Consider the following 19,217-nt stretch of genomic DNA (forward strand, 5'->3'; position numbering starts at 1 on the left):
AAATGGTTTTCACGCGGGACGCTAGTCATTTTCAGCGCTGCAGAAAAGAGGCGACATCAACTTTCGCGCCAGGCCCGCACGAAATAGTCGGTGAGCGGTTTCACAAGATAAGACATCGCAGATCTGGGCGCTTGAATTACAAAAACTTCGACCGGCATCCCCGGCAACAGCGGTATATCGGACGCCAATTGCTGTGACGCTCCTGCTGGCAACTGCACCGAGATGTTGTAGTGGCTCTGCATTCCATTCTGGCCCGTGATCCTATCCGGCGAAACATGCACCACCTGACCCGTGAGTTCCGGAGTTTCCGGCCGGTTGTAGCCCGTCAACCTCAAGCGGGCGGTTTGGCCAACATGGACTTGGTCTACCGCTCTGGGTGCGACCCGCGCGATGACGGTCATTGGTCTGTCTTGCGGCACAATATGCATCAACGTTTCGCCCCCGCGGACCACCGCACCTTGGTTTTTCACGACTAACCGGTGCACAATCCCGGAGACAGGTGCGCGGATCGACAACCTGTTCAGATCTTGCAAAACAGCCTCCCTTGCGCCCGTCAGCCGCAACAGTTCACTTGAGACCTTATTAAGTTGCGCGATGATCTCTTCCCTACGGGTCTCCTTTTGGTGCAACGCATCCAAATTCAGACCAGTGATCCTTTTCCGTGCGGCCGCCTCGGCGCTGCGCAACTCGCCTTGATGTCCGGTCAACCGGGCATGTTCTCGCCTCAAGGCCAGCACGGATGCAGCCGGTGCCAACCCCCGCGCGCGCAATGCTTCTTGCGCGGCCAGTTGCTCTGCAATGAGGTCGATTTGCAAAACGACCGAAGCACGCTGCGCCTGAATACCCGTTATCTGCGCTCTGATCTGATCCTTGGCGGTGGCGATCTGTGCCTGCCCGTCCAGAAACATCGCTTTGCGAACCTCCAGATGGCGGCGCTCGCCTTCTTTGATGCGGGCGATTTCCTGCGGATCCACATTGCCTGCGACAAACGGAAAGTCGATCCGTACCATGCCATCCTGCTCTGCCCAAAGGCGCGCACGGCGCAAGGTGAGTTCGGCGATTTTTTCGTTAATCGCGTCCTCTCGCAATTGCTCGGCGCCGCGATCGAGTTGAAACAACAAATCGCCACCCCGCACATGATCCCCTTCGGCAACATGCACACCTGTGATGCGTCCGCCGGTTTCGGACTGCACAATCTGGTTGCTCCGCTCGATCTCGAGCTGTCCTTGCACCACAATTGCGCCGGTAATCTCGACCTGAACCGCCCAAACCACCACACCGCCCAAAAGAGCGCAGATCACAGCGATGCCTGTGATCACAAGGCGGTGGCATGCAAGGCCTGCCCGCGTCATCCCAGCCCACCTGCCTGTGCTGGCACCTGCTGAATTGCGCCCGCATTCTTGACCATCCCGGCCAACACCTCGTTCTTTGGGCCAAAGGCAACGCGCATTCCGCCATCCAGAACCAGCAGCATATCGCATTCCTGTATGGCGGCAGGCCGATGCGCCATGATCAAGACGGCCCTGCCCGCCTCCTTCATCCGGCGCACCGCATGGTTCAGGGCCAATGAACCGCTGTTGTCGAGATTTGCATTGGGTTCATCCAGAATCAGGATCACCGGATCGTCATAAAGCGCCCGTGCCAAGCCGATCCGCTGTATCTGTCCGCCCGACAGTCGCACCTGCCCGGCGTCGATCACAGTGTCATATCCTTGTGGCAGGGCCAATATCATCTCATGCGCCGCGGCCTTTTGCGCAGCGGACACAACCTTGCTGTCATCAGCATCCCGCCTCAGCCGCGCAATGTTTTCCGCGATTGTACCGTCAAACAGCGTCGGTTTCTGCGGCAGGTATCCGATATACCGCCCCAACGATTGTGGCCCGTATTGCCCAACCGTTGCCCCGTCTAGCCGCACATGACCTCCGGCCACTGGCCAGGCCCCCATCACGGCGCGCGCCAGAGTTGATTTTCCGCTGGCAGATGGCCCGATAACGCCAACCGCCTGACCCGGCATCATTTCAAAACTAACCGATTTTAGCGTTGCGCGTTTTTCTCCCGGCGGCACAACAGTCAGGGCTTCCACGCTCAACCGGGCAGCAGGTTCAGGCAGATCGATGCGAACCGGCGCTGCGCCGACCTCTCCCAACAGCGCCGCCAGACTGCACCATCCCTTGCGTCCCTGTTGCAAGACCGGCCAATGGTTCAGCAAGGCCTCGACCGGTGCGAGCGCCCGCCCCATCAAAACCGAACCGGCAATCATCGCGCCGCCCGACATCTGCCCTTGCAGCACCAGCCAAGCGCCAAGACCCAGCATCACAGATTGTAACGCGAGCCGAAGCGTGCGTGTTAAGACACTGAAACCGCCTCCAATATCCGCCACCGCCAACTGGCTTGCCGATGCGACGGTCCGCGCCCCTTGCCAACGATGATATCCGGCTTCCGCCATACCAAGGGCGTGAACGATCTCTGCCTCGCGCTGCAATTGCCCTTGGATCACACTCGCCCCCTGCGCAGCGATATCCGCCCTGGCTTGTGGATCGCGAGACAGAATTTGATTTGCTACCGTGATTGCGACCAGCAACATTGCCCCAAAGAGCGCCCCAAGCCCCAACAGCGGGTGAAAGGCAAAGATCGCCACAAAAAAGACCGGCGTCCAAGGCAGGTCACAGAACGCAATCAGCACGGGCGAAGCAATCAGCCGCTGCACCGCATCGAGATCGCGAAGCCCCTGCCCGTCACCGTCATCCGGCAACAACGCCGATTTGCGCAATATTGCATCGAACACACGCTTTTCCAGATCCGCCTGAAACCGCAGACCAATCCGGGTCATGATCCGGTCACGCAGAAAGTCCAGCAGGCCCAAAACGACGAACAGAAAAATCACCAAGCCGGACAGGGCAACCAATGTTTCTTGGGACCCTGACCCAAGCACGCGGTCGTAAACCTGAAGCATGAACACCGGACCGGTCAGCAACAGGAGATTTGCGAAGAGGCTGAACACTGCGACAGCACAATAAAGAGGCCGGCTTTGCCTGCCCATACGGCGCAGCTCTGCCTCGCCGCGTTTGATCGCCCCGGATTCCAATTGGCACACCCTGACTTAGCGTTCCCGCGCCCCGGCCCAAAACGGGGCCGGGACGTGGGATTGGACCACAGGGTGTTTAATATCTTGTTGCTGTTATTGGCTCGCGTTCATCCAGCGTGCTGCACCGCTGACCCGAACCGACCCGCCTTTTGTGCCGGTCACCTCGACAGTCAGTTCCGATGGCATGCCCATATCCTCCCCCTGCGAGATGGAGAATTGGCCGCCCTCTTGCAGACCGTCCCATTCCAGATCGACCAATGCCCCGCCAAGCGCCGCCGCCGCTGCACCTGTTGCAGGGTCTTCAACCACGCCGCCACTGGCAAAAGCATTGCGGGACGTGATGGCGCGGGGCGACCTGAAATGCAGCAGGCTCACGGTGACCAGATCATGGTCCAGCATCAAGGCCTGCATCGCATCAAAAGGATAGGACATAGCAGCCAGTTTGCTGCGATCTTTCAGCGCCAGAATGCCGTGGCGCACCCCGGCAAAGCCAAGCGTCGGCGGAAATGCCGGGTCAAGATCATCCTGTGACAGTCCGAAATAGCTCAGCAACGCCAGCAACAAATCCTCTGCCATCGGCTTTGACCATGTTGCCGGAGATTGCAGTGCCGCGTGCCAATCTGTGCCAACCTGCATCGCCTCAACCGTGATATCGTCGTCGCGCAGATGAAGATCATAGCGACCAGCGCCGTTCTGTTGGCCCAATGCCGCGCCCAGCGCGATGGTCGCGTGGCCGCAGAAGGCAACCTCACCTACGGGCGCATAATAGCGGACCTTCCAGCCCCCGCCCTGAGGCGCGGCAAAGGTGGTTTCGGAATAACCGAGTTCCCTTGCGATTTGCTGCATGGTGTCGGGATCTGGCAGGCGATCAGAAATGACCACCCCTGCCGGATTGCCGCCGCTGTCGCCGCGAGAAAAAGAGGAGATATGTAAGGGAGTCATGTTGCACCTTTCCAATGTGTCTGCCGAAGCTGACACATAAGACGATGAAACAAAAATGAATGAATGTGAGCTATTCCATCAGCTATCGGAATGCCCGCGCCACCCAGGGTCAGGGCCCTAACGATCTCCGCCCTCCGGGTTCGGAGCATTTGATCCTGATCCGCTTTTCCCGAATATCTCGTTCAGGATCTGATCAATGACGGTTCCTGCGCCGCCTCCGTTCCCCGTGAGATTGGTGCCCTGGCTCTCGTCAGAAAAATCGCTCAACGGCGCTGGCGCTGACATCGGCAAATCCTTGAGCGGCAGACCCTCATGAACACGGCTCATCACTTCGCGCCAGATGTCTGTGGGCAGACCGCCACCCGTCACACCGCTCAGCGGGGTGTTGTCATCATACCCCATCCAGACGCCCGCAACATAATCGGCAGAAAAACCGATAAACCACGCGTCTTTCGCCGCCGATGTTGTGCCGGTCTTACCCGCCAGCTGCCGTCCGCCGAATTGGCCACGCTGGCCAGAGCCTTCGGAGATGACCTTTTCCATCATGTAAACCAACTGCCGCGCAGCGCTTTCCTGAATGACACGTTCGCCGATCCCGCCACCGGTGCCCATCAGGGGCTCTTCATCGCCCTGCAACCGCAGTTCGACCAGACCATAGGGTGTCACCGAAGAACCGCCATTGAGAATGCCCGCATAGGCACCGGCCATCTCGATCAAGGTGCTTTCAGATGCGCCCAGAGCCAAGGCCGGCCCTGCGGCAAGATCGCTTTGAATGCCGAACTGACTTGCCACCTGGCTGACCAGATCACGGCCAACGCTCTCCGAGATTTTCACGGCCGGCACATTCAACGAATCCTTCAAGGCCTGGGTCATCGTGACCATACCTTCAAAGCGCTTGGTATAGTTTTTGGGACACCATTCACCCGATCCGGGGATCGTCATGCAAAACGGAGAATCGTCAATCAGATCATTGGGCGAATAGCCAAGATCCAAAGCGGCGGCATAGACAAACGGCTTGAACGCTGATCCGGTTTGCCTCAGCGCCTGCGTGGCGCGGTTAAAGGCACCCGCAACCTTGGTCTTGCGCCCGCCAACCATGGCGCGCACGGCGCCGTCCGCAGACATCACAACGATCGCCGCCTGCGCTTTGGATCCTTCACGCACCTTGTTATCGAACACCCACTTCAGACCTTCTTCGGCAGCCTTCTGCATCCTCTGGTCCAAAGTGGTCTTGATGATCACATCCTCGGTGGTGTTTCGGGTGAAAAACTCCGGCCCGGTGGACATCACCCAATCGGCGAAATATCCACCCGCCTTGGCCTCTGCCGCTTCGGAAAGTTCTGCCGGATTGGCCTGTGCTTGCGCTGCCTCGTCCTCTGTCAGATAGCCCTGTTCCCGCATCAACCGGATCACAGTAGCCGCGCGGCTTTGCGACCGATCCAGATTGTTGGTGGGCGAAAGGGTTGTGGGCGCTGTTAGAAGACCGGCCAGCATGGCCCCCTCCGCCGCATTCACCGCTGCGGCAGGTTTGCCAAAGAACCGCTGCGCCGCCGCTTCGGCCCCAAAGGCACCCCCGCCCATATAGGCGCGGTTCAGATAGATAGAGAGGATATCGTTCTTGGTGTATTTCACCTCCATCGCCATGGAGAACAACGCCTCTTTCGCCTTGCGTTGCAGGGACGTCCGGCGACAAGCGGATTCGTATTCCTTTTCGGTCAGGCCCGCATTCGGGTCAAACGGTTCGCCAAGACACAATAGTTTCGCCACCTGCTGTGTGATGGTAGACCCGCCATGCCCCTGCAACGGGCCGCGCCCCTCGCTGAGGTTGATGCGCACCGCAGAGGCGATGCCGCGTGGGCTGATCCCGAAATGGCGGTAAAAGCGTTTGTCCTCGGTCGCGATCACCGCATTCTTCAAGTGGCGTGACACGCTGTCTGCAGTCACCACACCGCCAAACTGGTCCCCGCGCCATGCAAAAACATCGCCGTAACGATCCTGCATCGTCACTGAGCCGCGCGCGCGTCCATCCAACAGCGCCTCAAGCGGCGGCAACGTGGTGTAGAAATAACCGACAGCCAATGACAGCACCAGAACCGCGACAGCGGTGATCCGCCATGTGATTTTCCAAATCAGCCGAAAGATCCACCGGAACAAAGCCGAGAACAATCCGATGATCCCGCCCCGCTTGGCACGTTTAGGCGCGGCCTTGCGTTTGGTCGCGGGTTTCTTCGGCGTAGGTTTCTTGGCCGGCTTTTTCGCCGCCACCTTGCCCTTGCTCGGATAGCGTTTGTCAGCCACCAACGGGCGTTTGCGCTTGGAACTGTCACTCATTTTGTTGCCTGCCCGGCCTGATTTTTTCTTACTTTACCTTGGCGGCCTCCGATTGTTTAGCACCGTCAGCCGCTTTCAACATCAAATTTTCGCCCACTTTTTAGGCAAGATGTCTCATGCGCACAAATTTTGGGCGCCGACAGGCGAATGCAACACCGGATTCGCCTGCGACTCCTTCCATTACCGCCGCTTCTTCCGATTTTCTGCACCTGCACAATGCAGGGCAACCCTGCCAACCGGAAGAGGGCCATAAGGTGAAACTCATCATTGCAACGATCAAACCATTCAAACTGGAACAGGTCCGCGAAGCGCTGACCGAAGCGGGCATTCGCGGTTTGATGGTCACAGAAGTCAAAGGCTTTGGCGCACAGTCAGGCCATACCGAAATCTATCGCGGCGCCGAATACGTCGTGAACTTTGTCCCAAAAGTAAAACTGGAACTGGTCGTCGCCGACAGCATGGCCGACCAGATCGTCGAGGTGATCTCGACCTCCGCCCGCACGGGCAAGATTGGCGACGGTAAAATCTTTGTTCTCGACGTCAATCAAACCGTGCGCGTGCGCACCGGTGAAACCGGCGAAGACGCCATCTGATCTCCTCCCCGATCAAAAGGAAACCCATCCATGACCAAGATCAAATATCTACCATTGGCCGCCGCGATTGCCATGGTCCCGACATTGGGCGCCGCGCAAGACGCCGAATTTGCCACGCTCGAACAAACAACATTCATTTTTAACACACTGCTGTTTCTCATCGGCGGCTTTCTGGTGTTCTGGATGGCCGCAGGCTTTGCCATGCTCGAAGCCGGGCTAGTCCGGTCCAAAAACGTCACAACCCAGCTGACCAAGAACATGGGCCTGTTTGGCATTGCCGCCATCATGTATTGGCTCATTGGCTATAACATCATGTATCCCGGCGATGGCAATTGGATCATCGAAGGGGTGTTTGGCACCATCTCACCCAAAGACATCAAGACTGACATTGATGCAGGCGGCTATTCCAACGCCTCTGATTTCTTCTTTCAGTTGATGTTCTGCGCCACCACGGCTTCCATTGTGTCTGGCACCATGGCTGAACGGGTCAAACTGTGGCCCTTCCTGATCTTTGTAGTTGTGCTCACAGGTATCATCTATCCGATCGAAGCCAGCTGGCAGTGGGGTGGCGGCTTCCTGAGCGCCATGGGCTTTAGCGATTTTGCCGGCTCGACCCTCGTACATGCCGCCGGTGGCTTTGCCGCACTGGCCGGTGCCATCATCCTCGGACCACGTCTGGGCAAATACAGCAAAGAAGGCCGTGTGATCCCGCTGCCGGGCTCCAACCTGGCGCTGGCCACCTTGGGCACATTCATCCTCTGGATGGGCTGGTTCGGGTTTAACGGCGCATCACAGCTGGCCATGGGCACGCTCGAAGATGTCGATGCCGTCGCGCAGATCTTCGCCAACACCAACATGGCCGCTGCAGCGGGCGCTATTGCCGCGCTGATCCTGACGCAGGTGATGTATGGCAAGGTTGACCTGACAATGGTCCTCAACGGTGCGCTGGCCGGTCTGGTCTCCATCACCGCCGGGCCGCTTGATCCGACGCTCTTTGGGGCGCTTTGGATTGGTGCTGTTGGCGGTGTGATCGTGGTATTTGCCGTGCCCTTCCTCGACAAGCTGAAGATCGACGATGTTGTGGGCGCTATCCCGGTTCACCTGATCGCGGGTTTCTGGGGCACACTCGTCGTGCCGGTCTATACCGAAGGCACATCCTTTGTGACCCAGATCATCGGCTTTGCCGCAGTGGGCATCTTTGTCTTCGTGATCAGCCTGATCGCTTGGATGATCCTCAAGGCAACAGTAGGTATCCGTGCCAGCGAAGAGGCCGAGATCAACGGTTTGGACACATCCGAGCTGGGCATGGAAGCCTATCCGGAGTTCTCCAACGGCTAAACTGCAACCATAAAAACCAAAAGCCCGGTCAATCGACCGGGCTTTTTCTATTCCATCAATCCCATTGGCTTGGTTTCAAAAGTCGAGCACTGCCCTTGGCTTCATTTGGCAAGAAAAACTCAATCCCCGCCCATCAACCCGCGACGCCCTTGGGACAAACGCCTCAAACGCCCGCGTCAATGATCGCCTTGGCCAAGACGGGCACTGTGTCAGCATTCAAACCCGCGATGTTCATGCGGCTGTCGCCCACCATATAGATCCCGTGTTCCTTGCGCAGCAGTTCAACCTTTTCGGGTGACGTTCCCAGAAGCGAGAACATGCCGCGGTGCTGGGCCAAAAACCCGAACCGGTCCGACCCTGAAAGCCGCTGCAATTCCGCTGCCAACTGCTGCCGCAGATCCAGCATGCCAAGGCGCACCTCTTCAAGCTCCGCCATCCAATCGCTGCGCAGCGCATCATCGGTGAGGATCGTGGTGACGATCCGTGCACCATGATCGGGCGGAAAGCTGTAGTTCTGGCGGTTCAGATAGGCCAGCGTGCTTTGGTTCAACGTATGCGCCGCAGGGTCCGCTGCGATGGCCATCAACAGGCCTGTGCGTTCGCGGTAGATGCCGAAGTTCTTGGAACAACTCGCCGCGATCAGGCACTCCGGAACTGCCGCAACCAATTTGCGCGTGGCCGCCGCATCTTCGGCCAGCCCGTCCCCAAAGCCTTGATAGGCAATGTCGATCATCGGGGTTGCGCCGGTTTCCAGCAAGACCTCGATCACCGCATCCCATTCTGCCGCGTTCAGGTTCGCGCCGGTTGGGTTGTGACAACAGCCATGCAGCAAAACCACATCACCCTTTTTGGCGGTCTTCAGATCGGCCAGCATGCCATCAAAATCAACGCCGCGCGTTTCACCGTCGAAATAGCGGTAGGGCACCGCTTCGATACCAAGATACGACAGGATCGAGAGGTGGTTTGGCCATGTCGGGTTGGATACGAACACCCGCGCCTTTGCATTGGCCATACGGATCATTTCAAACGCCTGGCGCACCGCACCGGTGCCACCGGGCGTTGCCGCCGCCGCAATGGTGTTCCGCGCTACTGCGCCGTTCAGCACCAGTTCAATCATCGCATCCGAATAGGCCGGATCACCAATCAGCCCGGTATAGACCTTGGTATCCTGGGTTTCCCAGATCTTCTGCTCGGCCGCTTTCACCGCCCGCATCACCGGCGTCAGCCCCGTTGCATCTTTATAAACGCCAACACCCAGATCGACCTTCGTATCGCGCGGGTCTTCGCGGTACATCTGCATCAGTGCAAGGATCTTGTCCGCTGGTTGGGTTTTCAATGTCTCGAACATTAGGCTTCTCCGGTTGCCACAGGAACGGTGGGGAACATCCCCCATTCCGACCATGATCCATCATAAAGGGACCAAGAATGATGCCCCATCCGCTCAAGCGCGAGCGCCAATACCGACGCCGTGACGCCTGACCCGCATGAGGTGATGACGGGTTTTTCCAGATCCACACCCGCCGCTTCAAAAACGGCGCGGGTCTCGTCCGGAGTTTTCATCGTTTTGTCGTCATTGAGCAGGGTGCTAAAAGGCACGTTGCGCGAACCCGGAATATGGCCAGCGCGCAATCCTTCACGCGGCTCAGGCGCATCGCCGCGGAACCGTGCAGCGGCGCGGGCATCCACGATCTGCGGATCACCCAGCTTGGAGGCATGCGCCACCTGCGTGACATCGCGCACCAACTGGTTCTGAAACCGAACCGTCATATGGCGATCACGCGGGATCGGCGGCATGTCTTCGGTCGGATGTCCCTCGGCCACCCATTTGGGAAGACCGCCATCCAGCACAGCAACGTTTTCCTGCCCCATGAGACGGAACAGCCACCAGACACGCGCGGCAGAGAAAAGGCCAGCCCCATCATAGACCACTACCTGATGCCCGTCGCCAACGCCCATCGCCCGCATCCGTGACATGAACTTTTCCACCGGCGGTGCCATATGTGGCAAGTCCGACCGAGCATCGGAAATCTCGTCTATGTCGAAGAACCGTGCGCCGGGGATATGCGCAGCGTCATATTCGGCTTTGGCATCGCGGCCCTCATCGGGCAAATACCATGACGCATCCAAAAGCCGCAGATCGGGATCTTTCAGGTGTTTGGCCAACCATGCGGTCGACACCAGTGTTTTGGGATCATCAGCCATCGGGAATCCTTTGCAAAACAGGTCGCACACTGCCTATCTCCGCAGACGCAGACTGGCAAGGTGGTAGCATGCAGCAAGGGTCTTGAACTATTGGTCTGGAAAGGGATCCGTCTCCCGTAAAGAGGGGTGATTTGAAATCTCATCCCACCACGCGCTTAACGCAGTGTAATGCCGCAACAAATCAGCAGCTTCAGGCACCCTGACGAAATAATCAATCATCGGGGCCAAATGCAGATCGGCAAGGCTGATGTCCCGCCCGCCAAGCTGCAATCCGCCCGCGGCAATGTTGTTGAGCGCCCGCAACGGCGCTTGGGACAGGGCCAATCCCTCTGCCACAACCGAAGAATCGCCCTCCTCACCCACCGCGGCTTGGTAAAACCCGTGAGAGAACACTTTGCGCACCAAAGGTTGGTAGACATAGGCATCCACGATTCCCATCACCTGCGCCATCCGCGCGGCGGCCTGCGGATCGGGGGGGATCAGGCTGGCCTTGGGGCCAAGATCATTGAGATACCGCAAAATCGCGGCAGTTTCCGTAAGCACGAAATCCCCATGTTGCAACACAGGCACCCGCCCAAGCGGTGTCATTGCGGCCAAAACCGGATCAGGCTCAGCCGCAAAGGGGTTCGCCTCAACGTAGGTTGCTGTCAGCCCGGTCTCGATCAGGCCCATGCGGGCAATCCGCGTATAAACCGAATGGCGAAAGCCGAGCAGGTTCAAAGGCTCAGCCATGGTCTTTCAACAAACGTGATTTCTGCCGCGACCAATCGCGTTTGGCCGCTGTTTCGCGCTTGTCATGATTTTTCTTGCCCTTGGCGATGCCGAGTTTGATTTTTGCCATTCCGCGATGGTTGAAATACATCACCAGTGGCACAAGGGTCATGCCCTTGCGCTGGGTTTCGTTCCAAAGGTTCGACAATTCCTTGCGCGACACCATCAACTTGCGGCGACGGCGTTCTTCGTGACCAAAGGTTTTGGCCTGCGCGTAGGGCGCGATATAGCTGTTCACCAGCCACAACTCACCATCCTCAACCGCGGCATAGCTTTCCGCAATATTGGCTCCGCCTTGGCGCAGTGATTTGACCTCGGACCCTTCCAGAATGATTCCGCACTCGATGTCGTCTTCAATAGCATAATCATACCGCGCCCGGCGGTTTTCAGCGATCACCTTGTAGTTCGGATCGGATTTTGAAGAGGATTTGACCTGTGACATGCACAGGGATGTAGATCTTGAACGTCAGCCACGCAAGGCACGAGCAATCTTTTAAATTATCGAAGGTCAGATCACCATGCGGTCTTAATAACGCCCCATTTCGCCATAAGGTTGCATTTCAAACAACAAAGGCACCACCATGCGATCAATTTTCTTTCTCACCTGTGCTGTTCTATGGGCAAGCCTATGCAACGCACAAGATATCACCCCCTCCAAGGTTCGAGCGGCAATTATTGCCCGCGATTTTGAAAAAGTTGATCACCTGCTGGAAACGGCACAGGCCGATTATCTGGCTGGTAACCGGGATGCAGATAACATTCGGGCGCTCTACATCACCCTGTCGCGATCACACCCCGCTGCTGTCCAATTTGTCTCTGACTGGCTCGAGAAAGATCCGGAAAACCACAAGGCACAGATCTCAAGGGCTTGGAGCCTCTACAACGCCGCAAATTATGTGCAGTGGGGACGGAACACCTATTCCAACGAGGTGGCGCACCATATGCATCGCCAGATTTTTGACCTGGTGGCAGCAGCTTACCGGAGCAGCCCGGATCTTATTCCTGTATCAGATGCGGTCGTGCGGGAGCTAGGTCGCAATAACTTTGGCATTCCTTCTTCGCTCGAGGCCTTTGACTTGGTGATGAAAGATAGACCGAACTGGGGAACGCTGCAAAGAACACTCCCAACCGTTTATCATCTGTCTTTCGAAATGATCATGTCCTTTTGCAAGTCGGCAAGTGAGAATTTTCCGACCCGCTACATGCACAGGATAATCGAACATCGCTGCATTCTTCAGGCCGCCAACCAATCGAAGAGCTCCGATCTCAGAGCGAAAGCCACAAAATTACTTTGGAAAATTGAAGATCCTGCACTCGTGATGGATCAGTTGGATTTTCTGATCAGAACCAAAACCTATCAAGACTGGACAAAAAAGGAGATCGCCTGGGCCAAGGCGCAACTGCTGACGGCGCCCGTCGATCAGTTTGAACTGGCCCATTTTCGATTTCTGGCCGAGCGCCTCGCTTTTATTGCTCGCACATCACATGGGGACCGCGATCCATTCTTTGAGCGCTTTAGGTGGGCCAGGCTCGACCAAGCGAAGGCGTTTCTGGATCACGACCCCTACAATCTGGATCTGCTTGAATTGATCGATGGCGTTGAATTTGGGCAGAAAGTTGCAACGGAAACGGATGCAGACAACCAAACCAGCCACCGCCTTGTCCCAAATCACCTGACCAAAGAACAACGCCACGCCCGTGACTCGCAAAACGATGATTTTGCAATGCGCCGCCTGCGGGCCTCGCCGTATTCACCGTACCATTGGGCAAAAGTTGCCACCATCGTCAGCAAAAGAAACATTCCTGAGAGCACTTTTTCCGGTGATCTTGCGATGCGTAACTCAATTGTCTTTTCAGATGATCCCGCAGCGTCGCTCCTCCAAATGATGAGGTATAAGCTCAACCAATATCAAACCTACTCCAAGGCTTCTGATATATCCGCCGAGGATCTGGCCCGACTTCCAAATTGGCGACGCTTCCTGCAGCAAACCAATCTCGCCGATCAAATCCTTTGTCCCTATCTCAGAGCCTATCTGTTGTACCAAACGAGCTGCGAGCATTATTCACCAGACGCCAAACAGTGCCGAGAACTCAGGGGAGAAGAAGCCACCGCTCACGCCTCCCTGCGCGAACTGGCAAACAATGAGCCGGCCTGCGCGGGATATCTCAATGCCTCTATCGAAGAGCTTTGGTATGATCCCGCAAGTTTTGCTGAAGCAACGGAGCAGCTTGAATAATGCCGGGGCCAGACAACGTACAAAGCTAAACGAAACAGAGCGTGAATTGCCTCCACATTGCTGCCGCATTAATTTGCAATTCGAATGACCAATGATGCAGTTAAGGTCCATAAGATGCACAATATTGCGGCACGATCCCTTCTAGTTCTTGCGCTTTTCTTGCCCAGCTCCAGCTTGGCCAAAGACCCGCTTCGCATCCTTGTCATGGGCGATTCTTTCATGACTTCAAATGGCTCTGCCGGATCGGCAGTGCCTAGCCTGCTGCGCCGTGACCTGCAGGCCAACGTCCAAAGCCGCGCGGTCACGGGGGCGCGGTTTGTCTACCGCCTGCCGATCACCGGGGCATTGGGCATGAACATCGCCAAGCAATATCGCCCCGGCCCGTGGGATTTTGTCGTGATGAACGGCGGCGGCAACGATCTGTGGATGGGCTGCGGCTGCACACGATGCCGCAAGCGGTTGAACCGGTTGATTTCCCCGGACGGACGCAAAGGTGAAATCCCCAGCGCCGTAAACACTGCCCGCAAAAGCGGCGCCAAGGTCATCTATGTCGGTTACTTGCGCAGCCCCGGCCTTGGCTCTCCCATCGAGCACTGCCGCAAAGTGGGTGACGCATTGGAGGCCCGGATCAACGTGATGGCGAAACAGGACGCTGGCATCAGCTTTGTCTCACTGGCGGACATGGTGCCGCATGGCGATCGCAGTTTTCACGCCGCTGACATGATCCACCCCTCGCCCAAAGGCAGCGCCGCCGCGACCAAGAGGATCGCCCAAGCCATTCGAAACATTAAGAAGTAACGATCAATCGCCCAACTTGGCATGGACCTCATCAAGATCAATCTCGCCCACAGGCATTTTGTTTCCGGGGTTGTCAAAATCATATTTGAACAAGGTGAAATCGCGCTTGTAGATCTCACGCACCAGATGCATCGAAAGATCATCAAAATAGTCTTCCACCGGATGCGCCCTTTTGGGCCCGTGCCCTTCGCTTTCGTTAAACCGTGGAATATCCGCCAGTTTCACCGAATGCGGGGTCTGGATTGAATCCAGAACGCTCTGCATGCCGTCGTTGAAGCTTTCGGTCCAAACGATCTTGTCATATTTGCCGCCGTTCACAATGAACGTGCTGACATGCCCTGCCTGCGCAGACCAGTGAATGTCAGGGTCCATCGGCCGCCGCCAGCGGATCGTGTCACGGGCAAACAACAAAAACCGGCGGAAGCTGGCGATCTGGTCAAACTCCTGTTTGCCATCCTCGCCGCCTACCTCAATCCCGTATTTCTGGATCAGCAGCGGCACCAGGTTGCCGCGATACCGCCGCCCGTTGCGTTGAATGCCGCAAATCTTGTCAAAGAACGAAGACAGGACACGGGTGTAAGGGTTGCGCACACAGGTAAAGGCAAAGGATTTATGCGCCGTCACGTTGCGGGTGATCGGATCTTGTGACGCATCCAGTGCCCACTTGTGCAACCCGGACTGGGCATCATGGATATCGCCGTCAAAAAACGCCCCATGATCAGAGTAATACATGATTTGCCCGATGGTTGAGCAGGCACATTTTGGCACCACCCGATAGACCACGCTTTCGCTTTCCGTCATCCATGTTCCGGGAAACCCCATAGCGTTCCTGCCTCCTGCCGGCTGCGACTGTTTTCACAACAGTTTCGCGATAACCCCAAAAAAGGGATAAATTCTGTTTATTCAATCCACCTTCACCATTATCTAGGTAAACAAACAGAGGTAAAGAGGCAGTTCGTTTCAGGTATGGCAAAAATCGCCTACATCTTGCTGTGTCACAAAGACCCGGCTGCCATCATTCGGCAGGCCGAGCGGTTGACGGCAGCCGGTGATTATATGTCAATCCACTTTGACGCCTCTGCAGATGCCGATGCTTTTCGCGAGATCCAGGCGGCCCTCGCCGACAATCCCAACGTCACCTTTGCACACAAACGGATCAAATGTGGCTGGGGTGAATGGTCCCTGGTCCAGGCAACGATCTATGCCGTTCAATCCGCGGTCGATGCCTTCCCCAGAGCCACGCACTTCTACATGCTCTCGGGCGATTGCATGGCCATCAAGACCGCCGAATACACCCACAGGTTTCTTGACGACAACGATGCCGATTTCATCGAGAGCTTTGATTATTTCGAAAGCGATTGGATCAAGACCGGTTGGCGTGAGGAACGTCTGATCTACCGCCACTACGTCAACGAACGGACCCACAAAAAACTGTTCTACGCGATGTTCGAGGCCCAAAAACGCTTTGGTCTCAAACGGAAAATTCCGGCAGATCTGCAAATCCAGATTGGCAGCCAATGGTGGTGCCTACGCCGAAACACCGTTGAATCGGTACTGGAATTCATCCAGAAACGCCGCGATGTACTACGGTTTTTTCGCACCACATGGATCCCGGATGAAACCTTTTTTCAGACCCTCGTCCGGCATCTGGTGCCGGAGAACGAGATTCGCGCCCGCACTCTGACCTTCCTGATGTTCACCGACTACGGGATGCCGGTCACTTTCTACAATGATCACTACGATCTTCTGCTCAGCCAGGATTACCTCTTTGCCCGCAAAATCAGCCCCGAAGCGCAGGATCTCAAACGCAGGCTCGGCCTGCTCTATGCGGCAGAAGGTGTGGATTTCCAGATTAGCAACGAAGGCCGCAGCCTGTTCAAATTTCTCAGTGGCCGTGGCCGCGTTGGTCGCCGTTTTGCGACCCGTTTCTGGGAAACCGAAAGCACGCTTGGCCGTGAACGCGAACTGCTGATCGTGGTGTGCAAAAAGTGGCACGTGGCCAAACGGGTGCTTGAACGCATCCGGCAAGTGACCAATGTTCCCGCCATTGAATACCTCTTTAACGAAGAAGACACACCGCTGCCCGATCTTGGCGGCATTCAAAATACGCTGGAAAAACGCACGCGCCACCGCCGCGCGCTGATGCGCATGCTGTTTGACTATTTCGAAACCGACCGCCTGATCGTTTGCATGGACCCCAGCAATCTGGACCTACTGAATGACTTTGCCTCGGACCGGTCCGTCACCCGCATCCTGGAAATCGAATGCCAGTTCTCGGACGATTACCTGATTGGCCATGCCATGCGGGTCGGCCTTGCAGGCGATCAAACCTCCAAAGACACGCTGGCCCGGCTGCTGCCCACCATCCGCAATGACATGTTGCACGAACGTGATCAGCTCAACGATGCCGAGTTTGAGAACCACTGCCGGATGCGCGAAACCGCCGGCGCGGACGAAAATGCGCAGGAACTTGGCCATTTCCTGAACATCCCCACGGACAAAGCCGCCGAGGTGGCACAAACTGACCACCTCTTTGCCGACTGACCCTCTGCCCTTTTTGGCCCCTAAATACTCCAGGGGGAGTTTGAGGGGGCATGAAGCCCCCTCATCAGCCCAGATATCGCATGCGGCAACGCCGCCCGATCAGGTTAACTCTTGTCTTTGGCACGCCATGTGCCGATCCAGCGGCTGAAACGCCCCCGCTTTTCGACCAGATCGTCCTCGATGGCTTCCAATGTCGGGTCGATCCGCGCCATGCGGAACCGTCGCCAGCGCACCCAGATGGCATAGGCGATGGCAAAGAACACCACGAGAATAAAGATGTTCAACCATGGAATACCTTTCGCCGCATCCGGTCCGTCCACCGCCCGGATCGAAATGGCATTGGGAAAGATCGACAGGAATTCATTACGCCAGCCATAATGTTTGATCGCAACATATTTTGCCGCCTCGCCTGTGGATTTGGCATCGGCCGCCTCAGCCTGCAGATTGGAGGTGTCGAATTTGAAATAGGGCGGCCAGCCCCAGCCCGTGTCCTCATTGCGGTAAACCATGACATCGCCTTTGGCCCGCCGCGTCTGGATAAAGAACACATCGCGGTTCACCGCCGTGCCATCGCTGCCCACATCCGCCTGCGCCCAAAAGATCGAGTTCTCGCCAAAATCGATCCGCTTTTCATAGGTGTCTGTCACCCGCACGATATCGACCTGCGGCAAAGTGTAGTGAAAGAAACACCCCACCAGCACCCAGAAGGTGATCCAGAAAACCCATTTGATAATCGCCATCTGATGGCTCCTTCAGGAAAAATTGGTGAGGTAGATGATCACGCCGACCACCACCACCGGAACAACATAAACACCCAGGATCAGCTTGCGCCGGATAGATCCATCGTATTTCTCAAGCCCGCGCTGCACGAAGGTTTCGCGGTCCACTTTCTGCGGTCCGTCCTGCCACTTCTGCCGCAGCTTTCCCTTGCGCACCGCGCGGGAGTAAAACGACAGGCAGACATAGATCACCGTCAGAACGACAAATCCAACCACCACGAGCCGTGCCAATGCGAACATCTTATCGCCTCCTTACCGCGCCCCAGGGGCCAACCCGCGCGATCATCTCTGACACCGGATCGGGCCTGGCCCTGCGCGGCTCTTCCATCGGCGCATCATGCCCGAAAAGCGCGGCCCGCGCACCGGCTTTGTCCACCTGATACTCGGCCACAAGAAAATCGGCAACATAGGCCTTCTTGGTCTCGGCCCAGCCTGCATAGGTGCGATAGAACAGTTCCTTGTGGCAAATGAACATCTGCCGTGCATCCTTGGGTGCCAGTTCCGCCAAGAGCATATTCACCAGTGCCGCATCCTTGGTGTCCGACGCCCGAAGCGTATAGAAATAGGCCGGATGATCCGAAGTGATCCGAGGCCATGCCCCGCCATTCTCGGCCCAGCGCACCAAAGCGCCCAGCGCATGAAACTCCGGCGGCAGTTTGTCCCCGTGATGCCGCGCCAGCCTGCGCATATCCGCCCGATTGGCCCCAGAAAGATCCACGCCCAGATCAGCCACCGCATCCACCAGAATGAAATCCATCTTCTGCCGCAGGATCGCCGCCGCATCCACGCCCCGCGCCTTCACAATCGGCTCCACCAGATCGTTGTATTCAAAAAACTTAGCGATCTGGTTTCGGTTGCCCCCATCAAACACGTATTTTATCGGCAGATCTTCCAGCCCATCCTTGCCCGCAGGGGCAATCAGCGCCGGATGATCAAGATCCTGAAACAGATACAGCCCGCCAAAATGCGCGGTCCAGAAATTGCGCTGATCAAATCCCATCTGCTTGAGCTTGACCGGATTGCGGATCACGTCCCCGGTCTTGCCTGCCAGCGTGATCATCTCGGCAATCAGCACGTCATCAAACCAACCATCCGGCTCGCTCTTGAACCGGTCCACCAAACCGCCCAGCTTCTCCGCATCCCGCAAGGTGCCGCCCGTGGTATCCGCCTCAATCTCGACCCGGCGAATATCAAACAGCCGCGCCGGGGTGCTGACGTCATAAACCGAATTCACCAACTCCCCCGTCACCGCATCCCGCGCAGTCAGGGCAAAGAGCTGCGCCTCATTGGCATCCATGAACTGCTGCAGGATCTCCCGCGAGGTGGAGAATTTGGTGTTCAACAAAGGACATCTGCGTTGCTCCATGCTCAGCAGGATAAACTGCCGGTTCACCCCCGCATGGTTGAGATAGAGATGATCCTCCAGCTCATCGCCGACCTCTGGGGAATAGCCGGAGATGTCGATGTGAAAGTCGCTCAGTTCCGTGCGCTTGCCCGTGAGGTGCTCAAGCGCCCGATTGTAACGCTCCACCAAGGCAGGGCTGTCCACATGGAACAGATTGCCGAACATGAGGCCGTGTCTGATCAAGCGATGCAT

Annotated in this window: 17 protein-coding genes; 5 read left to right on the forward strand and 12 right to left on the reverse strand. The window is 56.9% G+C overall.

The genetic code is table 11. The features are described 5' to 3' along the window. Window positions 1-56 precede the first annotated feature (56 nt). The 4 genes from JNX03_RS12135 to JNX03_RS12150 form a co-directional block, all read right to left on the reverse strand. On the reverse strand, window positions 57-1,352 hold the full coding sequence (locus JNX03_RS12135) for an HlyD family type I secretion periplasmic adaptor subunit (RefSeq protein ID WP_203209294.1): 1,296 nt from the start codon (window positions 1,350-1,352) through the stop codon (window positions 57-59). Beyond that, complete coding sequence (locus JNX03_RS12140) at window positions 1,349-3,040, reverse strand: type I secretion system permease/ATPase (RefSeq protein ID WP_203212233.1); 1,692 nt, start codon at window positions 3,038-3,040, stop codon at window positions 1,349-1,351. The genes JNX03_RS12135 and JNX03_RS12140 overlap by 4 nt, the downstream gene beginning before the upstream one ends. Before the next feature lie 138 nt (window positions 3,041-3,178). Then, window positions 3,179-4,027: a PhzF family phenazine biosynthesis protein gene (locus JNX03_RS12145; protein ID WP_203209295.1), complete on the reverse strand. Its 849-nt coding sequence runs from the start codon at window positions 4,025-4,027 to the stop codon at window positions 3,179-3,181. 117 nt (window positions 4,028-4,144) lie between these two features. Then, on the reverse strand, window positions 4,145-6,358 hold the full coding sequence (locus JNX03_RS12150; RefSeq protein ID WP_203209296.1) for a transglycosylase domain-containing protein: 2,214 nt from the start codon (window positions 6,356-6,358) through the stop codon (window positions 4,145-4,147). 254 nt (window positions 6,359-6,612) lie between these two features. Here JNX03_RS12150 and JNX03_RS12155 point away from each other — a divergent pair, with 254 nt between their 5' ends. Both JNX03_RS12155 and JNX03_RS12160 read left to right on the forward strand, forming a co-directional pair. After that, the gene (locus JNX03_RS12155) at window positions 6,613-6,951 is read left to right on the forward strand and encodes a P-II family nitrogen regulator (RefSeq protein ID WP_203209297.1); all 339 of its coding nucleotides are present in this window, start codon (window positions 6,613-6,615) and stop codon (window positions 6,949-6,951) included. Window positions 6,952-6,981: 30 nt separating this feature from the next. After that, on the forward strand, window positions 6,982-8,289 hold the full coding sequence (locus tag JNX03_RS12160; RefSeq protein WP_203209298.1) for an ammonium transporter: 1,308 nt from the start codon (window positions 6,982-6,984) through the stop codon (window positions 8,287-8,289). Window positions 8,290-8,452: 163 nt separating this feature from the next. Here the strand turns inward: JNX03_RS12160 and JNX03_RS12165 are convergent, their stop codons facing one another. From JNX03_RS12165 to smpB, 4 genes are all read right to left on the reverse strand, one after another. Beyond that, a complete protein-coding gene (locus JNX03_RS12165) occupies window positions 8,453-9,637 on the reverse strand; it encodes an aromatic amino acid transaminase (RefSeq protein WP_203209299.1) in 1,185 nt (394 codons plus the stop codon). Beyond that, window positions 9,637-10,491: a 3-mercaptopyruvate sulfurtransferase gene (gene sseA / locus JNX03_RS12170; RefSeq protein ID WP_203209300.1), complete on the reverse strand. Its 855-nt coding sequence runs from the start codon at window positions 10,489-10,491 to the stop codon at window positions 9,637-9,639. The genes JNX03_RS12165 and sseA overlap by 1 nt, the downstream gene beginning before the upstream one ends. Before the next feature lie 87 nt (window positions 10,492-10,578). Then, window positions 10,579-11,223, reverse strand: a complete 645-nt coding sequence (locus tag JNX03_RS12175; protein ID WP_203209301.1) for a glutathione S-transferase family protein — start codon at window positions 11,221-11,223, stop codon at window positions 10,579-10,581. After that, entirely contained in the window at window positions 11,216-11,704 is a 489-nt protein-coding gene (gene smpB / locus JNX03_RS12180) for an SsrA-binding protein SmpB (RefSeq protein ID WP_203209302.1), read from the reverse strand. The genes JNX03_RS12175 and smpB overlap by 8 nt, the downstream gene beginning before the upstream one ends. A 139-nt stretch (window positions 11,705-11,843) precedes the next feature. Here smpB and JNX03_RS12185 point away from each other — a divergent pair, with 139 nt between their 5' ends. Together JNX03_RS12185 and JNX03_RS12190 are read left to right on the forward strand one after the other, a co-directional pair. Beyond that, window positions 11,844-13,499, forward strand: a complete 1,656-nt coding sequence (locus JNX03_RS12185) for a hypothetical protein (protein WP_203209303.1) — start codon at window positions 11,844-11,846, stop codon at window positions 13,497-13,499. A 114-nt stretch (window positions 13,500-13,613) separates the two neighbouring features. Next, window positions 13,614-14,297, forward strand: coding sequence for an SGNH/GDSL hydrolase family protein (locus JNX03_RS12190; RefSeq protein WP_231024202.1), 684 nt, complete (start codon window positions 13,614-13,616; stop codon window positions 14,295-14,297). 3 nt (window positions 14,298-14,300) lie between these two features. On the opposite strand, the gene JNX03_RS12195 is transcribed toward JNX03_RS12190, so the two are convergent. Next, a complete protein-coding gene (locus JNX03_RS12195; protein ID WP_203209304.1) occupies window positions 14,301-15,119 on the reverse strand; it encodes a sulfotransferase family protein in 819 nt (272 codons plus the stop codon). Between the two features lie 144 nt (window positions 15,120-15,263). Between JNX03_RS12195 and JNX03_RS12200 the strand changes: the two genes are divergently transcribed. Continuing rightward, a complete protein-coding gene (locus JNX03_RS12200; protein ID WP_203209305.1) occupies window positions 15,264-16,841 on the forward strand; it encodes a DUF5928 domain-containing protein in 1,578 nt (525 codons plus the stop codon). Between the two features lie 104 nt (window positions 16,842-16,945). On the opposite strand, the gene JNX03_RS12205 is transcribed toward JNX03_RS12200, so the two are convergent. Genes JNX03_RS12205 through JNX03_RS12215 form a run of 3 tightly spaced genes read right to left on the reverse strand, consistent with a single transcriptional unit; the run spans window position 16,946 to window position 19,217 of the window. Further along, complete coding sequence (locus tag JNX03_RS12205) at window positions 16,946-17,581, reverse strand: DUF1523 family protein (RefSeq protein WP_203209306.1); 636 nt, start codon at window positions 17,579-17,581, stop codon at window positions 16,946-16,948. Between the two features lie 12 nt (window positions 17,582-17,593). After that, a complete protein-coding gene (locus JNX03_RS12210; protein WP_203209307.1) occupies window positions 17,594-17,860 on the reverse strand; it encodes a hypothetical protein in 267 nt (88 codons plus the stop codon). A 1-nt stretch (window position 17,861) separates the two neighbouring features. Beyond that, window positions 17,862-19,217 carry a DUF6638 family protein gene (locus JNX03_RS12215; protein WP_203209308.1) on the reverse strand — a complete coding sequence of 452 codons (1,356 nt, stop codon included), beginning with the start codon at window positions 19,215-19,217 and terminating at the stop codon, window positions 17,862-17,864.

Origin of the sequence: Sulfitobacter mediterraneus (assembly GCF_016801775.1) — a bacterium.
GTDB classification, from domain to species: domain Bacteria; phylum Pseudomonadota; class Alphaproteobacteria; order Rhodobacterales; family Rhodobacteraceae; genus Sulfitobacter; species Sulfitobacter mediterraneus_A.